Genomic DNA, 20,283 nt, shown 5'->3' with positions numbered 1-20,283 from the left:
GGAATTTTTTATAATATTTTTAACGGGATTTTAACGGCTTGATCAGACGGCCGGAATGGGGAAATCGCCGGAGGGCGCAGTTGAATGGATGGGAGAGGGACGCATGGACGCGTGCAGGGCATTTTTTTACCGGGTGAAGCTGTATCTGACCGCCTTGGGCAAGTGGGTGGCCCTGGCGGTGGTGACGGGGTTTTGCTGCGGCATTCTTGGCGCGCTGTTCCACATGGGGGTGGAGCTGGCGACGGAGTACCGTACGGGACACCCCTGGCTTTTGTGGCTGCTGCCGGCGGCGGGCCTGGCCATTGTGGGGCTCTACAAGCTGACCCGCACGGAGGGCCAGGGCACCAATGATATCATCGATGTGGTCCACCTTGGGAAGGGGCTCTCCATCTGGCTGCTGCCCACCATCTTTTTCAGCACGCTGCTGACCCACCTCTGCGGCGGCAGCGCGGGCCGGGAGGGCGCGGCCCTTCAGATGGGCGGCGACATCGGCTACCACATGGGCATGATGTTCCAAATGGACGACCGGGACATCCGCACGGCCACGCTGTGCGGTATGTCGGCCTTTTTTTCCGCCCTCTTCGGGACTCCGCTCACCGCCACGGTGTTCGCCATCGTCGTGGTCAGCATCGGCGTGTTGTACCACGCCGCGTTCATTCCCTGCCTGGTGGGGTCGCTGACCGCCTATTGGGTCTCCCTTGAGCTGGGGGTGGAGCCCACCCGCTTTGCCGTGGCCGCGCCGGAGTTGGATGCGGCCATGATGGCCCGGGTGGCGGTCCTGGGCGCGCTGTGTGCCCTCGTGTCCATCCTTTTTTGCAACAGCATCCACTACCTCCAGCGCGCCCTGACGAAGTGTCTGCCCAATCCGTGGGTCCGGGCGGCCGTGGGCGGATGTGCCGTCATTGTGCTGACCTTTCTCTGTGGAACCGGGGACTACAACGGCGCAGGCATGGAGGTGATCGTCCGGGCCGTGGAGGGCGGCGCGGCACGGCCGGAGTCGTTCCTTTTGAAGATACTATTCACCGCCGTGACGCTGGGCGCGGGATTCAAGGGCGGAGAAGTGGTGCCCTCCTTTTTCGTGGGGGCCACATTCGGCTGCTGGATGGGGCCGCTGCTGGGGATTCCCGCCGCCTTCGGCGCGGCGCTGGGGCTGGTATCTGTGTTCTGCGGGGCGGTGAACTGCCCAATCGCCTCCATCTTTTTGAGCATTGAGCTGTTCGGCGCCGGGGGGATGCTCTATTTCGCCCTCTCCTGCGGCATCAGCTACATGCTCTCCGGCTACAACGGGCTGTACAGCAGCCAGACCATTCTCTATTCCAAGCTGAAGGCCCAGTACATCAATGCCAAGGCCAACGAATACCACGCGGGGCAGATCTGGGAAGAGGAGGAATAAATTCAGGCTTATGACACAAACTGCTCCCGTACTGCTCGGCAGGCCTGCCGAGCCTGGCAGGAGGGGTTTTATGATTGAAGTGCTGAGTGTCGCCGGAATTTCCCTGGTCTCCCTTGTGGTTCTGCTGATCCTGACTAAGCTGATGGGCAGCAAGCAGGTCTCCCAGATGACCATGTTCGACTATGTGATCGGAATCACCATCGGCTCCATTGCTGCGGAGCTTGCAACGGAACTGGAGCAGCCAATTCAGCCGCTGGTGGCGATGATCGTCTACGGCCTTGTTGCGTTGGGGATCACCATCTGGACCGAAAAGTCCCTGAAGGCGCGCCGCATGCTCAGCGGAAAGCCCATCATTTTGCTGGACAAAGGGGTCATTTACCGGGAGAACCTGAAAAAGGCCAAACTGGATTTATCAGAATTTTTGACCTACTGCCGCATTGAGGGGTATTTCGATCTGAACCAGATTCAGACGGCCGTCTTTGAGCACAACGGAAAGGTGAGCTTTCTGCCCAAGGCCATGCAGCGGCCGGCCACGCCGGCGGACTTCTCCATCCAGCCTCAGCAGGAATTGCTGCAGCTGCCCCTGGTCCTGGATGGCTATGCGCTGCCGCAGAACCTGAAGCGGATGGGAAAGGACGAAACCTGGCTGCAGCGCACCCTCTCCAAGCAGGGCTATCACGGTGCGGAAGAGGTGCTGCTGGCGCTGTGCGACGGAAGCAATCAGATCACTGTATTTCCCATGCATCCGCCGAAAGGACCGGAATCTGCCGGCATAGAATAGAGACGGGTGATGAAAGATGGATGGCTTCTGCCTGACCACGGGGATCAATACGCTGGCAGTGACGCTGGCGCAGACGATGACGGACGACGAGCTGGCCCTGGCGGCGGCCTTCCTGACGCAGTTAGGAGACACGCTCGCTACGATCGCCGTGGTGCGGGCGCAGTGCGAGGCAAAGAAAACCGGACCGGGATAGGCTCCCGGTCCGGTTTTTATTAGTTTTCTGCCGTACGGTTGAGCAGCTCCCGCGCCTCACGCAGGTTGCCGCTCTCCATCTCCCGCAGCTTTTCCACCGCCTGCCGCTGGGCATCGGGATTTTCCCCCAGCTTCACGGCCCTGTCGATCATGGCCTTGAGGTCGTCGGTGGAGAGGCGCTCCAAATCCACGAACAGCTCCTGGCCAATATAGCGCAAAAAGGCGCTCACCTTCGGATCGTAGACCACGCCCACCAGGGGGACTCCCTGGCCGGCGGCAAAGATCAGCGCGTGGAGCCGCATGGAGACCACCACCTCCATCCGGGAAAGCACGCCGATGATGGACCCGGCGCCGCCCGCGTCGGGCAGGAAGTAGCGGGGCACCTTGAGGTCCCGGGCGGCCAACGCCGCGGCGGAGGGGTCAGAGTGCTTTTCCACCGAAACGAAAACCGGGGTCAGGCCATAGGTTCTGTAGGCGTACTCTGCAGCCTCGCCGAAGCAGGCGGCCCGGGCGTCAAAGCCCTTCCAGTGGCGCAGGGCAAAGCAGATATACCTGCCGTGGGGCGGGATTCCGGCCTTCAGCATGGTGCTGTCCACCACGTCGTCGTCCGCCTTGGGGAGGGTCAGCGCCGGGTCCGCCGTCAACAGGATTTTGGGCCCGGAGACGCCGATGGCCCGCAGCTCCTGCAGGGAGTCCGGCTCCCGGAGCGTTATGACGTCTACATAGCGGTTGAGGATATCGGCAGCCAACTTCTTGTGGTTTTCCCGCAGAATGGGGCCGATGCCGCAGCCGTACATCTGCACCTCACAGCCGCGCCGCTTGGCGGTGGCGATGTTATTGAGGTAGTACCAGAGGGACCGGCGGCTGGTGACATCCTGGATCAGGCTGCCGCCGCCGTTGATATAAAGCTTGCTGCGGCCCATGATCCGGGGCCAGGCAAAGAGGTTGGAGCGGTGGACGGCCTGCACCCGGTAGGTGAGGCGGGTGTCCCGGGGGTTTTTGCTCAGCACGGTGATGGGCATGTCCGGGTCGATTTCCCGCATCTCCCGTAAGATGGCCTCCAGAATGGCGTCATCCCCCGCGTTGCCCCGGCCATAGGCGCCGCAGATCACGGCGCCGTCCCGCTTCTGTTTGGGGCGGTGGTAGCGCCGGAGCACCTCTTCATAGATGTGCAGCTGGGTGTCCACCGTATTCTGGATGGAGAAGTGGGTGGAGGCCTTTTCATAGAGCCGCCGGCCCATGTCGCGGCGCAGCTGTTCGTCCCGGGCCAGGGTGGCCAGGGCGCGGCCCAGGGCCTCGTGGTCCCCGGGCGTGAACAGGAAGCCGTTGACGTCCTGGTCGATGAGATAGGGGATACCGCCCACGGCGGTGGCCACCGTGGCCAGCTTCCAGCGGGCCCCCTCCGTCAGGGCATAGGGGAAGGTCTCGGACAGCGAGGTCAGGCAGTTGATGTCCAGTGCGTGGTAGAAGCGGTCCATACCGCCGGAGATCCACCCGGCGAAGCACACCGGCACCTGAAGTTCCTCCGCAAGCTTGCCCAGCATCTGGCGCTCCTCGCCGTCGCCCGCGATGACCAGCCGCAGATTGGGGCACTGGCGGTAGGCCGCGGCATAGCCTCGGATCAGGGTGGACATGTCCTTGACCGGGTTCAAGCGCGCGGCGATGCCGGCCACCACGGAGTGCTCATCCACGTCCGCCCCCAGGGACCGCAGGTACTCCAGCCGGTCCTCGTCCACCCGCGTGGGGGTGAAATCGATGCCGTTATAAATAGTGTAGAACCGGTCGGCGGGAAAGCCACGGGAGATCAGCAGGTCCACCATGGCGTCGGACACACCGATGCGGTAGTCCAGCTTCCGCAGCGCCCAGGAGTTGATGTTGCCGAAGGTGAGGCGGCTGAGGGGACGGCCAAGGTAGTCCAGCTTGTAGTCGCTGTGGACGGTGGTCACTACCGGCACCTGGAGCCGCCGGCGCAGCAGCGCGCCGATCATGTTGGCCCGGGAGCCGTGGCAGTGGATCACTTGGAATCCCTCGGCCTGGATGTGCTGGCTCAACTGGCGGCAGACGTGGCTCACGTTGTTGCCGTTCATGATTTGCGTCGGGATGCCCAGGCTCCTGGCTTCCTCCGCAAAGGGGCCGTCCCGAAAACAGATCAGCTGGGCGGTGATGCTCCTGTTCAGGTGTTTCAGGAGGCTGAGCACATGGGTTTTGGCCCCGCCGGAGTCGCCGCCGCTGATGAGATGAATGACTTTCATAGCTGTCCTCGAATCGTAAAGAATGAAGAATGGTACTTGTGCCGATGAAAAAACCATGGTACAATGTCGAAGTTAACGAAAGTATTATACAGTGCCTGTCCCATAAGGTCAAGCAAAGGAGTTTGCCATGAAAGAGAAGAAGCTGTTCGGGAAATTGAATATCATTGACTTCCTCGTAATCGTGCTGTTGGTTGTGGTCGTGGCGTTTGTGGGCTATAAGCTGGTCAACCGGGGCTCGGGTTCCGGAGGGGAAAGCAGCCGCATCGGCATCAAGTACACGGTGAAGTGCGAGGAGATCGACGAGCGGGTTTACGACGAAGCCCTCAAATATATTCCCTCCCAGGTGATGTCCAACGGCGAGCTGTGCTCGGTGAACATCGTGGGCGTGGAGAAGGAGCCCCACTACGTAATGACCGCCGATGGGCAGTGGGTAGAGGAGTACGGCAAGGTGGACCTGGTCTTCTCCCTGGAGGGCACGGTGGCAAACACCGCAGTCATCACCTCCGAGGTGGGCTCCCAGGAAATCCGTGTGGGCAAGAGCGACCACATCGTCAAAAGTGAGTTCATCGAAGTCACCGGCGGCGTGATCACCTCTGTAGAGTGGGATATCCCCGAATAAAAAGAACGTGCCGCCTCCCGGCCGGGAGGCGGCTTTTTTATGTTCCGGCGGTACAGCGGCGCAGCAGACGCTCCGAGCGCTGTTGGACGTGCTGCGGGATCGGGGATGCCTCCAACTGGCGGCGCAGGCGCCCGGCGTTCAGGTGCCCTGCGGCCAGATACTCCTCCACCAAACGCACCTTTTCCTCCCGGTCCGGGAAGAGCTGGTAGAGCAGATACCAGTCCTCCAGATAGGGGAAGGGGATCATGCAGCCGGACAGGAGGCGGCGCTCAGCCACATGGGATTCCTCAAAACAGTAGACATAGCAACCGGAATCGTGCTCCACCGCCAAGTTGCACATCAGATCGATCTCCAGCCCCCGGATGTTGTATTCACAAAAGACCTCCGTGGCATAGGGCTTCTGGGGTCTCCGGGGATATGGTTGACCCAGAGAGGATAGAATCTGATCTGCCGCGGCCTCGTCCCCCTTTCGGATCAGCAGGTCCACGTCGTGGAAATCGGACACGATCCCCAGGCTGTAGAGGAGCAGGGAGGCTCCAGCCGCCCAAATAAGGCCCTCCCGGTCCAAAAGGCGGGCCGCCTGAGAGAGAACCGACAGCTTTTCCGGCGCAGTCATCATGGCTCCCCCTGACTTTTTTTAAAGGTGAGATACCCCTCCAGAATCAGCGCGGCGGCCACCGCATCCACGGTTTTTTTCCGTTTCTTGGCGTTTTTGCCCGCGCCCATGAGAATCTGATGGGCATCGATGGTGGTGCGCCGCTCATCCCACAGCACGACCGGAAGCCCTGTGGACTGCCGCAGGAGCTCCGCCATGGCTTCCGCTTTTTCCGCCCGGGGTCCGCGGGTGCCGTCCATATTCAGCGGATGGCCCAGCACCAGCTCCTCCACGCCGTGGGCCCGGCAAAGCCCGCAGACCTCTGCCACCACCTGTTCCTGACGCCGGGAGTGGATGGTGTCGGTGTGGCCGGCCAGAAAACCGGTGGGATCGGAAATGGCGATTCCGGTGTGGGCGTCGCCGTAGTCGATGGCCATGATACGCATAGCATACTCCTTAGTTTGATCGGATTTTATTTCATATTATAGTGTGCTGCCGCCTGGAAACGGAGAATGTGCCCGGTTGAGCACAAAATGAAACACCGAGGCAGAAAAGATTGGTTTTTCAGTGAAAAAGTTATTGACCTGATGATTTTCCTGTGTTAAACTTATACTTACCTGTGAAAAAGGGCTATTTTGTCATGCGCTTTTTTCGCTTTTTACGCAGGGCAGAAAATTCCTTTTTCCAAAGCAGGGAGGCAAGCGGCGGTCCCGAAAAGCGGATCGCCCAATAATAAGGAGGTGCCGTTAGATGCGCGTTAAGATCACTTTGAGATGCAACGAGTGCAAGCAGAGAAACTATAACACGATGAAGAACAAGAAGAATGACCCGGATCGTCTGGAGATGAACAAGTACTGCCCCTTCTGCCGCAAGCACACGCTTCACACCGAGACCAAGTAATGGAAATACGGACGAATGAGAAAGGGCGTGTAAACTGAACATGGCAGAGGAAAAGAAAAAGAAGGACCGCGGCCGTTGGTTCCGCGAGATGAAAAGCGAACTGAAGAAGATCGTTTGGCCTGAAGGCAAGACCGTGGCGAAGAACACCGGTACGGTTTTGCTCTGTTCTCTGGCGATTGGCGTATGCATCTGGGTCTTTGACTATGTGGCCGTCAACGCCATTCAGCTGTTGATCGGCGCCCTGGCGGGCTAAGGAGACCGGTATGGCTGATAGCGCTAAGTGGTATGTGCTGCATACCTATTCCGGCTATGAAAACGCCGTAAAGACCAGCATCGAGAAGTTTGTCAAAGGCCGCGGCATGGAGGATATGGTCCTGAAAATGGAAATCCCCATGGAGATGGTCACCGAGGTTTCCGATTCCGGCGCCAGCAAGGAAGTGGAGCGGAAGGTATTCCCCGGCTACGTGCTGATCAAGATGGTTCTGACCGACGAGACCTGGCACCTGGTGCGCAATGTCCGCGGTGTGACAGGGTTTGTCGGTTCTGCCAATAAGCCAATCCCTCTTTCCGAGGAAGAGGTCCTTGCCCTGGGCATGGAGAAACACGAGATCGTCGTGAAGTACAATGTGGGCGACCATGTGAAGATCGTGGACGGCCCCCTGGCCAGCTTTATGGGGATCGTGGAGGAGATCGAGCCGGAGAAGAACAAGGTCCGGGTCGTGGTGTCCATGTTCGGCAGAGAGACACCGGTAGAGCTGGAGCTCGACCAGGTGGAGACTCAGAAGTAACAAGCCGCTCTGGCGGCAAACCAAGTGGGAGGGGCTCCAGCCCCGCCAAATCCGGCCGCAGAGCGGCCGACACCACATTATTCAATTAGGAGGTGCTACTTCGTGGCACAGAAAATTACCGGTTATGTAAAACTGCAGATCCCCGCGGGCAAGGCAACTCCCGCGCCCCCCGTCGGCCCTGCCCTGGGTCAGCACGGCGTCAACATCGCTGCTTTTACCAAGGAGTTCAACGAGCGCACCAAGAACGACATGGGTATGATCATCCCCGTCGTGATCACGGTCTACGCCGACCGCTCCTTCTCCTTCATCACCAAGACGCCTCCCGCGGCTGTCCTGATCAAGAAGGAGTGCAACATCGAGTCCGGCTCCGGTGTCCCCAACAAGACCAAGGTGGCTACCATCTCCAAGGCCTCCGTCCAGAAGATCGCCGAGCTCAAGATGAAGGACCTGAATGCGGCCAGCCTGGAAGCAGCCATGAGCATGGTCGCCGGCACCGCCCGCTCCATGGGCGTCGTGGTGGGCGACTGATTCGTCACGGCAACCGCAAAAATACTCACATATTTGAGCGGCTTAGGCCGTTCCATACAGTGGGAGGAGTATTCCGAATAACCACTATGAGGAGGAAGTAACATTGTTTAGAGGCAAGAAGTATAAAGAGAGCGCGAAGCAGATCGACAAGAACACCCTGTACGATGCTGCCGAGGGCTTCGGTTTGATTTGTAAGACCGCTTCCGCCAAGTTTGACGAGACCGTCGAACTGCACGTGAAGTTGGGCGTTGACTCCCGTCACGCCGACCAGCAGGTCCGCGGCGCCATCGTGCTGCCCCACGGAACCGGCAAGACCGTCCGCGTCCTGGTATTCGCCAAGGGCGACAAGGCTGACGCCGCCCGCGAGGCCGGCGCCGACTATGTGGGCGATATGGACCTGGTGGAGAAAATCCAGAAGGAAAACTGGTTTGATTTTGATGTGGTCATCGCCAGCCCTGACATGATGGGTGTGGTGGGCCGTCTTGGTAAGGTGCTGGGCCCCAAGGGCTTGATGCCTTCCCCCAAGGCCGGAACCGTGGCTCCCGACGTGGCGAAGGCTGTGAAGGAGGTCAAGGCCGGTAAGATTGAGTACCGCCTGGACAAGACCAACATCATCCACTGCCCCATCGGCAAGGTGTCCTTTGGCCCTGAGAAGCTGACGGACAACTACAATGCTCTGATGGGCGCCATCATCAAGGCGAAACCCGCCTCCGCCAAGGGCCAGTATGTGAGAAGCTGCGTCGCTGCTTCCACCATGGGCCCCGGCGTGAAGATGAACGCCGCCAAGGTTTAATTCCACACGCGGTATCTGCCGCAAAATTGTCTCTTGACAAATTTTGACGGTTTGATATACTAAGTGATGCGTTCCAAAGACAGCAGGAGGGGGTTCCCCATAAGACCTGCCGAGGACAGCAAGTGATTGCTACACCGTCCTTGTGTCTTTGCGCACGAGGACGGTTTTCTTTTTGAACGCACCGATCAATCTCTGGAGGTGAAAACAAGTATGCCTAACGCAAAAGTTCTCAGTGAGAAGCAAGCCATTGTCGCCAATCTGACTGAAAAGCTGCAGAAAGCCGCGGCCGGCGTGATCGTCGACTACAAGGGCATCAACGTTGCAGAGGATACTGCCCTGCGCAGCGAGTGCCGTGAAAGCGGTGTGGATTACGCCGTGGTGAAGAACACCCTGCTTCGCTTTGCATTCAACAACGTTGGCCTCAATGAGCTGGACGAGCTGCTCAACGGCACCACGTCTCTGGCCCTGTCCGATGATCCCGTGGCTCCCGCCCGGGTCCTCTCCGGCTTTGCCAAGAAGTTAGACGGCAAGTTCGAGATCAAGGGCGGCTTCATGGAGGGCAAGGTTGTCCCCATGGAGACCATCCAGCGGCTGGCTTCCATCCCCGCTCTGCCTGTCCTGCAGGCCCAGGTGCTGGGTACCATGCTGGCCCCCATTTCCGGCCTGGCCTGCGTCCTGAAGCAGATCGCCGAAAAGAACGGCGCTGTGGACGCTCCCGCAGCCGAAGAGGCTGCTCCTGCTGCTGAATAATCGGCGGTACACAAAATCTGAAATTTACTATTAGGAGGCTAATCAAATGTCTGAAAAAGTTACTGCTATGATCGAAGAGATCAAGGCTCTGACCGTCCTGGAACTGTCCGAGCTGGTTCACGCTCTGGAGGAAGAGTTCGGCGTTTCCGCCGCTGCCATGGCTGCTCCCGCTGCTGGTGCTGCTGCTCCCGCTGCTGAGGAGAAGACTGACTTTGACGTTGTCCTGACCGGCTTTGACGCCGCTGCCAAGATCAAGGTCATCAAGGCTGTTCGTGAGATCACCGGCCAGGGCCTGGCTGAGGCCAAGGCTACTGTCGAAGGCGCTCCCAAGACCCTGAAGGAAGCTGTCTCCAAGGACGAGGCCGAGACCCTGAAGAAGACCCTGGAAGAGGCCGGCGCTAAGGTTGAGCTGAAGTAAGCAGCAAACTATCAAAAAAGCCCCCAAGGCAAATTTGCCTTGGGGGCTTTTTTTACGCATATGGGTGCTCTCACGGAATCATCCGCATCGGGTGCCGATTTTGGATGTCTTGCCTGAGATCCGATGTGATAAAACGGTTCAGAGTGAAGTCCTCATGGTGGGTGAAAGGGAAGAGGCGCACCGCAGATGCGGCGCGCCTCTTCCCTTGTTATGTGCAAAACAGAGTTGATCAGGATTTACTTGGCTGCCTTGGCTTCTTTTCTCAGCTTTACATCAGGCAGTCTGAACAGGGGGATAAAGCGATCCAAGCCAGTGAAGGTGAGGACCAGGATACTGACCACAGAGATCATGGACATCCAGTTGTTTACGATGATATCCCAAACGCTGATCTCAACGATGGGGAACACCGCGGAAGCGATGGCCAGATAGAACACGGGGAAGCAGTGCCAGGGGATCATTTCAGAGCCGTACACACCCAAGGCATCGGTAAAGGTAGCCAGACGGGTGCGCAGTCTGTATTGCTCTTCCTCCGTGGCCTCCACGTTCTCCTCAACAATACCGCGGACGATGGGGGAGAAGGTAGCGATCTCAGCGGATTCATCAGACAGGGCGGCGTTGCCGACGACGCACAGGATACCGCACCAGCCCATCAGATGGTGGACATTCTTGGACAGCCTGACGACCAATTTTGCCAGGGGTTCGAAGGCATTCATACTGTTCATGATGCCGCCGAAGGCCGCGACCCACATCATCATGACGATGGCCCAGCTGCCGGACTCACCGAACGCGGAGAGAACCATGTCGTTCAGCCAGGTCATGGGGGTGCAGGTGCCGGCGAAGGTGCCCAGGATCATGGCGGAGAGCATGCCGGTGCCAAGGCACAGCATGGTGTTCATGCCGGTGAAGGCAGTGCCGATGACCAGAATGAAGGGGATGACCATGTAGATGGGAACGCCGGTCTGGACCTGCTCCAACAGAGACAGTGCGGCGGGACGCTCCACTTCCAAAGCGGCATACGCCTCAGGAGGAATGTTTTCCAGAGCTTCGGCCAGGCTGCCCTGAGTGGAGGGCAGGGAGAGGGACATTGCAAAGGTGATGATCAGCGTGATGATGATGCACAGAATGGACCAAGGGCCCTGGTGCTTCACACGGTCGATGATCTTGACGTCCTGCATGCCGCAGGAAAGAACGGTGGTATCGGAGATCATGCCGATGTTATCACCAAAGCAAGAGCCGCCGGCGATGGCGCCCAGCACCAGAGTGGTGTTGCCGCCCAGGATGTAGTTCAGCCACAGGAAAATGGGGGCGCAGGCAGCGAAGGTGCCCCAGGAGGTACCGGTCGCCAAGGACAGCAGGCAGGTCAGGATAAAGGAAAGCGGGGCAATGGTCTGACCGGTGACGCCAGCTGCCAGAGAAAGGTTGATGATAGAGGCGCCGACGCCGGTAGCCATGAAGCACTCGCCCACGCCATAGGCGAACATACTGACGAAGAACACCATGACAATGCTGCGGACGGAGTTGACGCCGAACTCAAAGGCAGCGTCGAAATTGTTGCGGTTGACATACATGCTTACCACAACGGCGCAGAAGACGGCGATGGGTGCGGCAACCAACAGGTCAAGCTGAAGGAAGATGACCAGCAGGATGAAGACAAACAGGGGGACGAACTTGAAAATTGCCAGTCCTACTGATTCCTCTCTCGGGCCCTTGTTTTTGGTATCTGTACTCATTGATGAACATCCTTTCCGTTTTATATAGACTTTTGGGATTCAAATTTTCCTTGGTCTTTTAGCAACGATCGGAGTTTTTTCTTTGGTGATTCCGCATGCTGGTATTTGCACTGTGCGCCAATTTTACTTAGAGACAGGTGCCTCGGAGTCCACAGGACGGTAGGTCTTCTTGCTGGGCTTTTGACCGGTCTTCCACTGGAACAGACCCAGGAAACCCCAAACAACAGCGATCAGGGGGCAGATCCAGTTAAACAGGGCAAAGGGCAGATAGGTGAAACAGCCCACGCCCAAGGCCGCAGAGGCAAAGGCACCGCACAGGTTCCAGGGGATCAGCAGGGAAGTGACGGTGCCGGAGTCCTCCAGTGTACGGGACAGGCACTGGGGCAGCATATCCTTCTCCTTGTAAACGGGCATCATCAGCTTGCCGCCCAGGATGATGGTCATGTACTGGCTGGCAGTGACCAGGTTCAGCAGGATCTCGATCACCACAGTGGTGGCGACCATGGTGCCCACGGTGCGGGTCAGGCCGCGCATCTTGCTCAGAATCTCATCCAACACACCGCACTTCTCCAGGATGCCGCCGAAGGCCATGACGATGACGGTCAGGCTGGCGGTGTAGTGCATGGAGAACATGCCGCCGCGGGAGAGCAGCTTATCAATGTCATAGAAGCCGGTGTCGGAGACAAAGCCGTTTTCCATGATGCTCATGATGCCGGGGATGCTCTGGCCCTGAACCAGAATCGCCAGAGCTGCGGCAACCAGGGCGGAGATCAAAAGGGTCGGGAAGGCGGGGAACTTCTTAATGGCCAGAACCAGCACCAGAATCACGGGGATCAGGGTGGTGAGGTTCAGTTGGAAGATGCTCTCCAGGGATTCCAGGATCTGAGCAATGGTTTCACTGTTGGCATCGCCGCTGTGGCTGAACCCCAGAACGGTGAAGCCGACCAAGGCAATCACGATGGCGGGGCCGCCGGTGGTGAGCATGGCCTTGATGTGGTCAAAGAGGTCTGCGCCTGCCACAGCGGGGGCCACGTTGGTGGTATCGGACATGGGGGACATCTTGTCGCCGAAGGCAGCGCCGGAAACGATGGCGCCCGCGGTCATGGCGGGGTTCATATCCAAACCCATGCCAACGCCCATCAGCGCGACGCCCACGGTGCCGATGGTGGACCAGGAGCTGCCGGTAGCCAGGGATGTAATCATGCAGGCGATGCAGGCGGTGGCCAGGAACAGGCCCGGGTTAATCAGCTTCAGGCCCCAATAGATGATCATGGGGACCGTGCCGCTGGCAATCCAGGAGCCCATCACAGCGCCGATGGTGTAAAGGATAATCAGCGTGGGGATGGTCAGGTTTCCGCTGGAGATGATGGCTTCCTCAATCTTGGAGTAGGGGCAGCCGGTAAGTACCAGCATCAGGATGCAGAACCCCATGCAGGTCAGCATGGTAATGTGCAGCTGCTGACCAGTCAGGAAGATGGCAGAGCACATGGCTGCAACCAGGAAAGCCATAATGACAAAGGATACCCAAGTTTTTGGCTGGAAATTTTGCTCGTTATTCTCCATAATAAATTCCTCTCTTGGCCGAACCATACGAATCCGGCCTCTGATTTTTGGTGAATGGTCAATTCACCTGTTTGCCGGCCAGATACGTCCCAACGGCAGAGATAGAACGGAGGTCGTTGGGATCGACAGCGGTGGGGTCGCCATTGAGTACGACAAAATCGGCGTATTTGCCGGCTTCCACACTGCCTTTGGTGCCATCCTCAAAGGAGGCATAGGCGGAGTCCAAGGTAAAGCCCTTGAGTACCTGCTCGATGGTCAGGCGCTCTTCGGGGTACCAGCCGCCCTCCGGCCAGCCGGTGAGATCCTTGCGGTTGACCGCGATGTAAGCGCTGTCGATGGGGTTGACAGAGTCCACAGGGCAGTCGGAGGAAAGGGGAACCCGCAGGCCCATCTCGTTCATCGTGCGATAGGCATAGGATTCCTTCATGCGCTCTTTGCCCACCCGGTCCTCCACACAGTGCATGTCGGCGCCAACGCAGACAGGCTCGGCATAGGCCAGGATGTGGTTTTTGAGCATGCGGTTCAGGATCTCTTTTGTAGTGATCTGGACATGGATGATGCCGCTTCTGGGGTCCTCAACAGGGTGTTCGCGCTCTGCTTTTTCATAGGCATTGAGCACCATATTCATGGCGCCGTCGCCGATGGCGTGGCAGACCACCTGCATCCCGTTGGCATAGGCCGTTCCGATCAGCTCATCCAGTTCATCCTGGGTAAAGACGTGGATGCCGCAGGTGTTGGGGTCATCGGAGTAGGGCTCGCTCAGATAGGCGGTGCGCTGGCCGATGGAACCGTCGGTCAACAGCTTCAAGGGCCCGATCTTGAACATGTCGGAGCCAACACCGGTCTTATAGCCGGCGGATAAAAACTGCTTGAACCGGTCGATCTGGGGCAGCAGGCACTGCTCATAGACACGGACCTTCAGCTTGCCTTCAGCCTCTAACTCCTGGTAAGCCTGGATGACATTGTTCCAGTTTTTAGAGGAGAAGGTCTCAAAGTCATCGGTCTGGACAGAGGTGAGTCCCAATTTAGAGACAAAGTCGATGGCATCATAGAGCATCTCCTTGATCTCGGCGACACTCTTGTCGGGCACCTTGGAATAAGCCAAATATCGGGCGTTTTCCTTCAGCACGCCGGTGGCGTGGCCGTCGGCGTCCCGCTCGATCTCGCCGCCCTCCGGATTGGGGGTGGAGTCATCAATGCCGATGACTTCCAAGGCCTTGGAGTTGACTGCCACGATATGCTCGCACACACGGGTGAAGATCATGGGATACTCCGTGGAAATCGAATCCAGGTCTCCCCGGTTCGGGGTCCGCTTTTCTGGAAAAGAGCTCTGGTTCCAACCGGCGCCGGAAATCCAGGTTCCGGGGGCGGGCTTGCGCTCTGAAAGCCACTGCCTGGACCGCTCCTGGATCTCCGCGATGGAACCGGCTCCATACAGATTGATCTTGGTGCGGGAGTAAGCGAAATTCAAAAGGTGCAGGTGGCTGTCGTTGAATCCGGGGAGCACAGTGTTGCCCGAGAGGTCCACCACAGCCGCGTCGGAGCCGGCGGCTGCAAGGACTTCCTCCCGGCTGCCGACTTTGACGAACCTGTCGTCCTCCACCAAAAACGCCTCAGCCCTGGGCTGATTGGGGTTGATGGTGATGACATTTGCGTTTACATATGCTGTTTTCAAATTGATCGCGCCTTTCTATTTCACCAATCAGGCAGTTTCGCCGCCGTCGATGGGAATGTGCTGGCCGGTGATGTACTTGGCTTCGTCGGATGCAAGGAATGCATAGAGGGCGGCCACTTCCTCGGGCTCAGCGTGGCGCTTCATGGGAATGCCCTCGTTGACCACTGCCAGCATCTCATCGGTATACTCGGCGCGCTGCATGGGAGTCAGCACATAGCCGGGGCACACGGAATTGACCCGCACATAGGGAGCGCACTCCAGAGCCAGGGAACGACCCAGCAGGATCACGCCGGCCTTGGATGCGTTGTAGTCGGTGTAGTAGGGATGGCCTTCCATGCCGTTGGTGGAAGCGGTCATCAGAATGACGCCGGACTTCTGAGGCATCATGCGGGAGACAGCCTCTTTGCAGCACAGGAACATGCCGTCCAGGTTGATGCCCATGACTTTGCGCCACTGGGCAAAGTCGGTTTCCACGAACTTCTTGCGGACGCTGATGCCCGCGTTGGAGACCAGGACATCGATGCCGCCGATCAGCTCATCAACCTTCTTGAAGCCGTTGACCACGCTCTCCTCGCTGCTGACATCCACCGCGACGGTGCCGGCCAGACCGGGGATTTCCGCCTTCACGGCCTCCAGCGCTTTTTCGTTGATGTCGAACGCCACAACCTTGGCACCCTCATCCACAAAGCGCTGTACGGTTGCCTTGCCGATGCCGCTGGCGCCGCCAGTGACTACGACTCTCTTGCCCTTCAGCTCCTCATATTTCTTTACCATTGATATTCCTCCTATTCTCTATTTACCTATTTGAATCAAGCAGGCAATTGCCCGCTGAATTCCACTTTGATCAGATCCTGTGGATCTGCCCTCTCATCATCCAATCAGTGACTTTTGAGGCCCCGGGACGGCATAGCATCCCAACGGAAACGGCCCGCCGACCGGAACCGTGTCACGCCTCACTGCGGGCGTGTCAAACATTATTTGCGGGAGTAAACTTCCTTGCCGCCGAGATAGGTCTTTTCCACATGGATGTCTTTGATTGCCATGGGGTCCACCTCGAAAAGATCGGAATCCAACACCACAAAGTCGGCAAGCTTGCCGGGGGCAATGGTTCCCTTGATGTTCTCTTCATAGGAGGAGTATGCGGCGTTCTTCGTAAACATGGACACCGCCTCGTACACGGTGACGCTGTTTTCAGGATACCAGCCGCCCTCCGGGAACCCGGACATATCCTTGCGGTTGACCACGGCGTAGATACCCTCGATGGGATCATAGCTTTCGCAGGGGGCGTCGGAGCCCGCCGTGAGGATCAGGCCTTCGTCGATCAGGCGGCGCCAGCAATATAAGTACTTGCGGCGGTCTTCCCTGACCCGGCTGCCCACCCACTTCAAATCCGTGGAGATGAACAGGGGCTGCATGTCGATGACCACCGGGAGCTTCTTGATCCGCTCGATCAGCTCATCGCTGAGCAGTGCCAGGTGGATCATGCGAAAACGGGCATCCGGCTTGGGATGCTCTGAATAGACGGTTTCAATTGCGGTGGTGAACATCTCCACAGCACGGTCACCGATGGCGTGGGCGCCGACCTGGAAGCCGCGCTCATAGCCGGCCCGCACCAAGGCGTTCAGTTCTTCCTGGGTGTAGTTGGGCGTACCCACATTCGTGGGATCGTCGGCGTAGGGCTCGGTCATGTAGGCGTTGCGTCCGCCTAAGTTGCCGTCAAGGTACAGTTTATAAAAACCGTATTTCACCATGTCGTCGCCGAGCCCGGTGTGGAAGTGGAGGTTCTGGCCGGGCAGCTCGTCATAATTCACATAGACGCGGACCGTCAGACGGCCCTCCTGGTTCAGCTCCTGATAGGCATCCAGATACTCAGGGAGGTCACAGTGCAGGCCCTGGATAGGGTGTACGCCGGTGAGGCCGTGGCTGTTTAAGTCGCGGCAGGCTTTTTCCAGAATATCCTTTTTTGCCTCCAGGGACCCCAATGGATCGGGGGCAAGTGCAATGATATCCGAGCCGGCGGCGTCAAACAGGACTCCGGTGGGCTCACCGTTTGCGTCAAACTCCACGGTGTTGGGAACCTTGGGCTGAAAGCCGCGGCCAATGCCGCCTGCTGCCAGCGCCATGGAGTTTGCAGAAAACATGTGGGCGCAATAGCGGGACAGGACGAGGGGGTTGCAGGGGCAAACCGCGTCCAGCATTTCTTTGGTCGGCAGGATACGCTGATCTGTAAAGACCTCCTGATCGAACCCAGTTCCCAAAATCCACTGCCCGTCCGGGGTTTCCTCGGCGCGCCGACGGACCCTTTCCAACAGCTCGGACATGGTCCGCACATCCTTCAGGTCCATGCGGGTCAGGTTCCGCGCCGATGCGAAGAGATGCTGATGCGTATCGATCATGCCGGGCAGGACCGGGGCCCCGCCTAAATCGACGACATCCTGAGCCATCTGCAATGCGCCTTCATTGCTGCCGCAGTAAATAAATTTACCGTTTTCCACAACAACTGCCTGACAGGTGTCGTGCTCTTTTTCCATCGTGTAGAATTTACCGTTGATATAAGCCTTTGCCATGAAAGTCCCCCTGTTCTCTATTTTGCATGATTGGATGCGTTTTGTCAATTTCGGTCTCTGCCGATCTTGCAGATCTGCTCTTCCATGTAGTTGATGATGACCCGTACATAGCCCGAGAGCATATCGTCCACCTCGCTGTCGCCGGTGTCCACCAGCAGGGGGCTGCCCTGGAGATGGAACAGCTTTTCCTGGGTAGCCAGCACGTGGAGCCGCTCTCTGCCGATGCGGCGCATCACAGCCGCGCTGAGCTGCTGGTTGCCCCGCCCAAGAAGGAAGCCCTGCCCACCGGTGGGGGTGATGATCAGGTGGGTTTCCCGCTCGTCCATGCGGCGCAGGATATCCTGCTCACAAAGGTCGGACTGCACCAACTGCTTGTTTAAGATCAGATCCACACCAATCAGGGTGTCCGGCAGTCCCAACACATCCATCAGCGTTTTGGTGGTGGAGCCGGGGCCGACCAGATAATAGAGGTCGGGCTTCATCTGATCGATCATCTCCCAGGCGATGTTCACCTGCTGGGAGTGCTCACTCAGGGGAGACGGTGCTTTGCTGCTCTGTAAAAACCGCCGCTCGTAGGGGACCTGGAGATAGCCATAGAGGCTGGTGCTGACACGGCCTTCCCGGTAGGCAGACTCGTCGATATCCACCACCTCGGCCTCACGGGTCTGGGCACACCCGCCCTTGAGATAGTTTAAGGCCAGGCTGCCGGCCGCTTCGGGCCGGATGGCATATACGGGGGAGTGGATTTTCACACCGGCGGGAATGCCAAGGGCCACCTTCTGACTGCCTACAGCCGACACCACGTCACGGGCCGTGCCGTCGCCGCCCGCAAAGAGCAGCAGGTCGGCGTCCTTCATGGCGCGGGCGGCGGCAATGGTGTCAGAGGCGGAGCTCTCCTGGGTACAGGTGGTATAAACCACCTGTACCCGGAAGCCTAACTTTTTTGCCAGATCTTCCCCCATTTCACCGGAGGCGCACAGCACCAGCAGATCGTCCTTCAAGGGGAGCAGCGCCTTCAGCGCGGCGGCGGCACGGTCGTTGGCCTTGCGCACCGCACCACGGCGCACCGCCTCCTCGTACATGCCGTCGGTCCCCTTGAGTCCAACACTTCCGCCCATGCCGGCGATGGGGTTGATCAGTAAACCTAAGGTTTTCAATTGAACTTCTTCTGATAGCAGCGCCAAGTCACAGCCCACTGGTCGGGATCATCCATGTTGGACTCATCCAGCTGGTGGCAGACGCTCTGATAGGGAGCGCCCTTGACCTTCTCAGGATTGTTGTAAGCCTCGTCGAAAACATACTTGAGGGTCTCGATGTACTCGTCGATATCGTCCTTGGAGGGAGTCTCGGTGGGCTCCAGGGTCATGGGCTCGGGCACATAGTAGGGGTGGTGGCTCTGCCAATAGTGCATGCCGAAGTCCATCATGCGGCGCTGCACATCGGCAGTGGAGACGCCGGTCTCGTTGAAGAGAGTCTCCAGAGTGTAGCGGCACTGTTCGATGCGCTGCTTGCCGGGGATGTAGGGGGCATCCACACAGTGGAGGTCCATCAGCTTCTTGAACATGTAGTTGTTGTTCAAGACTGCGGTCTTGGCCACCTGATACAGGCCGTCGGGACCCAGGGAGCGGATCCAGGCATAGGCCTTCAGGATGACGGGAGCCACGCCGTTGAACTCGCGGACCTTGCCGATTGCGGAGGGATCGGAGGTGATGTCATAGTTGTAGAAGTACTTCTCACCATCGAAGTCCACCAGGGGACCGGGCAGGAACTTCTCCAGGAACTTGGCGCAGCCGGTGGCGCCGCAGGCGGGGCCGCCGCAGCCGTGAGGTGTGGAGAAGGTCTTGTGCAGGTTGAAGAAGCACATATCAAAGCCGGCTTCTCTTGCGCGGGTAACACCCAGGAGGCCGTTGGCGTTGGCCTGGTCATAGCCGCACAGGCCGCCCTTTTCGTGGACCAGCTTGGTGAACTCCAGGACGTTCTTGTTGTAGACGCCGGTATCCTCGGGGTTTGCCACAATGAAGGCGGCGGTGTGCTCGTTTACAGCAGCCTTAAAGGCCTCGTAATCGGGGTAGCCGTCCTTGTCGGGATGGATGTAAATGATCTTAAAGCCCTTGACGTGGGGAGCCGCGGCGTCGGAGGGGTGGGAGTAAATGGTGGTGATGATCTCGTTGCGCTCTTTCTCCTCGCCTCTGGACTTGAAATAGGAGTAGACCAGGGAGGCCATGGTCAGGATACCCTGGCTGCCGCCGCTGGGCTGGAAGGTGAAGCGGTCCATGCCGGAGATCTCGCACATATAGCGGTTGGTATCGTACATGATCTGCATGATGCCCTGGCAGGTGCTCTCATCCTGCAGAGGATGCATTTCGCGCATCTCAGGCAGGTTGGCCAGCTGGTCGTTGACCTTGGGGCTGTACTTCACGGTGCAGGTGCCCTGGCCGATCTCGATGTTCACATCGGCGCCCAGGGTCTCCTGAGCCAGGCGGGCGTAATGGCGCAGCACCCGGGGCTGAGAGATCTCAGGCAGGGCGGGAGCGCTCTTGCGCTGCAAAAACTCAGGCATGGCGGAGGTTCCGGCCACTGCCTCCTGGACGGCGGGGCTGGCCTTGGGGACCAGGATGCCGCGCTCGCCGGGCTTGGTCAGTTCAAAAATTACAGGTTCGTCCCACTTGGCCTGGTGAAACCCCGTGCGAACCTTGGAGCTTCTGTCAATCTTTTTCATATTCGTTTCTCCTTTCACAC

The 20,283-nt window shown here is 58.6% G+C and carries 21 protein-coding genes and 1 other annotated feature; of the genes, 11 read left to right on the top strand and 10 right to left on the bottom strand.

The annotated features are described in order from the left end of the window. Positions 1-103: 103 nt before the first annotated feature. The 3 genes from H8790_RS07840 (at position 104) to H8790_RS07830 (ending at position 2,367) form a co-directional block, all read left to right on the top strand. Positions 104-1,393, top strand: a complete 1,290-nt coding sequence (locus tag H8790_RS07840; RefSeq protein ID WP_187331997.1) for a chloride channel protein — start codon at positions 104-106, stop codon at positions 1,391-1,393. A gap of 70 nt (positions 1,394-1,463) precedes the next feature. Beyond that, on the top strand, positions 1,464-2,174 hold the full coding sequence (locus H8790_RS07835) for a DUF421 domain-containing protein (RefSeq protein ID WP_187331996.1): 711 nt from the start codon (positions 1,464-1,466) through the stop codon (positions 2,172-2,174). Positions 2,175-2,190: 16 nt separating this feature from the next. Next, entirely contained in the window at positions 2,191-2,367 is a 177-nt protein-coding gene (locus H8790_RS07830) for a DUF6774 domain-containing protein (protein WP_187331995.1), read from the top strand. Between the two features lie 19 nt (positions 2,368-2,386). Here the strand turns inward: H8790_RS07830 and csaB are convergent, their stop codons facing one another. Then, complete coding sequence (gene csaB, locus H8790_RS07825) at positions 2,387-4,618, bottom strand: polysaccharide pyruvyl transferase CsaB (RefSeq protein ID WP_187331994.1); 2,232 nt, start codon at positions 4,616-4,618, stop codon at positions 2,387-2,389. Between the two features lie 127 nt (positions 4,619-4,745). Between csaB and H8790_RS07820 the strand changes: the two genes are divergently transcribed. Continuing rightward, positions 4,746-5,237, top strand: a complete 492-nt coding sequence (locus tag H8790_RS07820; RefSeq protein WP_187331993.1) for a DUF4330 domain-containing protein — start codon at positions 4,746-4,748, stop codon at positions 5,235-5,237. Between the two features lie 37 nt (positions 5,238-5,274). Here H8790_RS07820 and H8790_RS07815 read toward each other — a convergent pair whose 3' ends face one another. Together H8790_RS07815 and ruvX are read right to left on the bottom strand one after the other, a co-directional pair. Then, complete coding sequence (locus tag H8790_RS07815; protein WP_187331992.1) at positions 5,275-5,856, bottom strand: hypothetical protein; 582 nt, start codon at positions 5,854-5,856, stop codon at positions 5,275-5,277. Further along, on the bottom strand, positions 5,853-6,278 hold the full coding sequence (ruvX, locus tag H8790_RS07810) for a Holliday junction resolvase RuvX (RefSeq protein ID WP_187331991.1): 426 nt from the start codon (positions 6,276-6,278) through the stop codon (positions 5,853-5,855). Before ruvX ends, H8790_RS07815 begins: the two co-directional genes overlap by 4 nt. A 304-nt stretch (positions 6,279-6,582) precedes the next feature. Here ruvX and rpmG point away from each other — a divergent pair, with 304 nt between their 5' ends. The 7 genes from rpmG to rplL all read left to right on the top strand — a co-directional run bounded on the left by rpmG (position 6,583) and on the right by rplL (position 10,009). Then, positions 6,583-6,732, top strand: coding sequence for a 50S ribosomal protein L33 (gene rpmG, locus H8790_RS07805; RefSeq protein WP_187331990.1), 150 nt, complete (start codon positions 6,583-6,585; stop codon positions 6,730-6,732). A 40-nt stretch (positions 6,733-6,772) separates the two neighbouring features. Continuing rightward, a complete protein-coding gene (secE, locus tag H8790_RS07800; RefSeq protein WP_187331989.1) occupies positions 6,773-6,985 on the top strand; it encodes a preprotein translocase subunit SecE in 213 nt (70 codons plus the stop codon). A 10-nt stretch (positions 6,986-6,995) separates the two neighbouring features. Next, a complete protein-coding gene (gene nusG, locus H8790_RS07795) occupies positions 6,996-7,520 on the top strand; it encodes a transcription termination/antitermination protein NusG (RefSeq protein ID WP_187331988.1) in 525 nt (174 codons plus the stop codon). Between the two features lie 102 nt (positions 7,521-7,622). Next, on the top strand, positions 7,623-8,048 hold the full coding sequence (gene rplK / locus H8790_RS07790) for a 50S ribosomal protein L11 (RefSeq protein ID WP_187331987.1): 426 nt from the start codon (positions 7,623-7,625) through the stop codon (positions 8,046-8,048). Positions 8,049-8,151: 103 nt separating this feature from the next. Beyond that, entirely contained in the window at positions 8,152-8,841 is a 690-nt protein-coding gene (gene rplA, locus H8790_RS07785; RefSeq protein WP_187331986.1) for a 50S ribosomal protein L1, read from the top strand. Between the two features lie 55 nt (positions 8,842-8,896). Further along, positions 8,897-9,020, top strand: a sequence feature (ribosomal protein L10 leader region). Positions 9,021-9,051: 31 nt separating this feature from the next. Beyond that, positions 9,052-9,591, top strand: coding sequence for a 50S ribosomal protein L10 (gene rplJ / locus H8790_RS07780; RefSeq protein WP_187331985.1), 540 nt, complete (start codon positions 9,052-9,054; stop codon positions 9,589-9,591). Positions 9,592-9,637: 46 nt separating this feature from the next. After that, the gene (gene rplL / locus H8790_RS07775) at positions 9,638-10,009 is read left to right on the top strand and encodes a 50S ribosomal protein L7/L12 (protein WP_187331984.1); all 372 of its coding nucleotides are present in this window, start codon (positions 9,638-9,640) and stop codon (positions 10,007-10,009) included. Positions 10,010-10,245: 236 nt separating this feature from the next. Here the strand turns inward: rplL and H8790_RS07770 are convergent, their stop codons facing one another. From H8790_RS07770 to gcvPB, 7 genes are all read right to left on the bottom strand, one after another. Beyond that, positions 10,246-11,739 carry a Na+/H+ antiporter NhaC family protein gene (locus tag H8790_RS07770; RefSeq protein WP_187331983.1) on the bottom strand — a complete coding sequence of 498 codons (1,494 nt, stop codon included), beginning with the start codon at positions 11,737-11,739 and terminating at the stop codon, positions 10,246-10,248. A 123-nt stretch (positions 11,740-11,862) separates the two neighbouring features. After that, entirely contained in the window at positions 11,863-13,302 is a 1,440-nt protein-coding gene (gene nhaC / locus H8790_RS07765) for a Na+/H+ antiporter NhaC (protein ID WP_243208454.1), read from the bottom strand. Positions 13,303-13,360: 58 nt separating this feature from the next. Beyond that, positions 13,361-14,977 carry an amidohydrolase gene (locus H8790_RS07760; RefSeq protein ID WP_187331981.1) on the bottom strand — a complete coding sequence of 539 codons (1,617 nt, stop codon included), beginning with the start codon at positions 14,975-14,977 and terminating at the stop codon, positions 13,361-13,363. Between the two features lie 27 nt (positions 14,978-15,004). Then, entirely contained in the window at positions 15,005-15,751 is a 747-nt protein-coding gene (locus H8790_RS07755; protein ID WP_187331980.1) for an SDR family NAD(P)-dependent oxidoreductase, read from the bottom strand. 200 nt (positions 15,752-15,951) lie between these two features. After that, positions 15,952-17,544, bottom strand: a complete 1,593-nt coding sequence (locus tag H8790_RS07750; RefSeq protein WP_187331979.1) for an amidohydrolase — start codon at positions 17,542-17,544, stop codon at positions 15,952-15,954. 44 nt (positions 17,545-17,588) lie between these two features. Beyond that, a complete protein-coding gene (locus tag H8790_RS07745) occupies positions 17,589-18,701 on the bottom strand; it encodes an ATP-NAD kinase family protein (protein ID WP_187331978.1) in 1,113 nt (370 codons plus the stop codon). Beyond that, positions 18,698-20,263 (bottom strand): aminomethyl-transferring glycine dehydrogenase subunit GcvPB, encoded by a 1,566-nt coding sequence (gcvPB, locus tag H8790_RS07740; protein WP_187331977.1) that lies wholly within the window; start codon positions 20,261-20,263, stop codon positions 18,698-18,700. Before gcvPB ends, H8790_RS07745 begins: the two co-directional genes overlap by 4 nt. Between the last annotated feature and the right edge of the window lie 20 nt (positions 20,264-20,283).

Origin of the sequence: Oscillibacter hominis, assembly GCF_014334055.1 — a bacterium.
Classification (GTDB): Bacteria; Bacillota; Clostridia; order Oscillospirales; family Oscillospiraceae; genus Oscillibacter; species Oscillibacter hominis.
Note: the sequence above shows the minus strand (reverse complement) of the source record. Positions and strands in the feature narration are given on the sequence as shown.

Bases quoted from the DNA above. Each gene is read 5' to 3' on its own strand.
- rplL (WP_187331984.1), top strand. From the start codon at position 9,638: ATGTCTGAAAAAGTTACTGCTATGATCGAAGAGATCAAGGCTCTGACC.
- csaB (WP_187331994.1), bottom strand. From the start codon at position 4,618: ATGAAAGTCATTCATCTCATCAGCGGCGGCGACTCCGGCGGGGCCAAA.
- H8790_RS07840 (WP_187331997.1), top strand. From the start codon at position 104: ATGGACGCGTGCAGGGCATTTTTTTACCGGGTGAAGCTGTATCTGACC.
- gcvPB (WP_187331977.1), bottom strand. From the start codon at position 20,263: ATGAAAAAGATTGACAGAAGCTCCAAGGTTCGCACGGGGTTTCACCAG.
- secE (WP_187331989.1), top strand. From the start codon at position 6,773: ATGGCAGAGGAAAAGAAAAAGAAGGACCGCGGCCGTTGGTTCCGCGAG.
- H8790_RS07835 (WP_187331996.1), top strand. From the start codon at position 1,464: ATGATTGAAGTGCTGAGTGTCGCCGGAATTTCCCTGGTCTCCCTTGTG.
- rpmG (WP_187331990.1), top strand. From the start codon at position 6,583: ATGCGCGTTAAGATCACTTTGAGATGCAACGAGTGCAAGCAGAGAAAC.
- rplJ (WP_187331985.1), top strand. From the start codon at position 9,052: ATGCCTAACGCAAAAGTTCTCAGTGAGAAGCAAGCCATTGTCGCCAAT.
- nusG (WP_187331988.1), top strand. From the start codon at position 6,996: ATGGCTGATAGCGCTAAGTGGTATGTGCTGCATACCTATTCCGGCTAT.
- ruvX (WP_187331991.1), bottom strand. From the start codon at position 6,278: ATGCGTATCATGGCCATCGACTACGGCGACGCCCACACCGGAATCGCC.
- H8790_RS07770 (WP_187331983.1), bottom strand. From the start codon at position 11,739: ATGAGTACAGATACCAAAAACAAGGGCCCGAGAGAGGAATCAGTAGGA.
- H8790_RS07830 (WP_187331995.1), top strand. From the start codon at position 2,191: ATGGATGGCTTCTGCCTGACCACGGGGATCAATACGCTGGCAGTGACG.
- H8790_RS07820 (WP_187331993.1), top strand. From the start codon at position 4,746: ATGAAAGAGAAGAAGCTGTTCGGGAAATTGAATATCATTGACTTCCTC.
- H8790_RS07815 (WP_187331992.1), bottom strand. From the start codon at position 5,856: ATGATGACTGCGCCGGAAAAGCTGTCGGTTCTCTCTCAGGCGGCCCGC.
- nhaC (WP_243208454.1), bottom strand. From the start codon at position 13,302: ATGGAGAATAACGAGCAAAATTTCCAGCCAAAAACTTGGGTATCCTTT.
- H8790_RS07750 (WP_187331979.1), bottom strand. From the start codon at position 17,544: ATGGCAAAGGCTTATATCAACGGTAAATTCTACACGATGGAAAAAGAG.
- H8790_RS07755 (WP_187331980.1), bottom strand. From the start codon at position 15,751: ATGGTAAAGAAATATGAGGAGCTGAAGGGCAAGAGAGTCGTAGTCACT.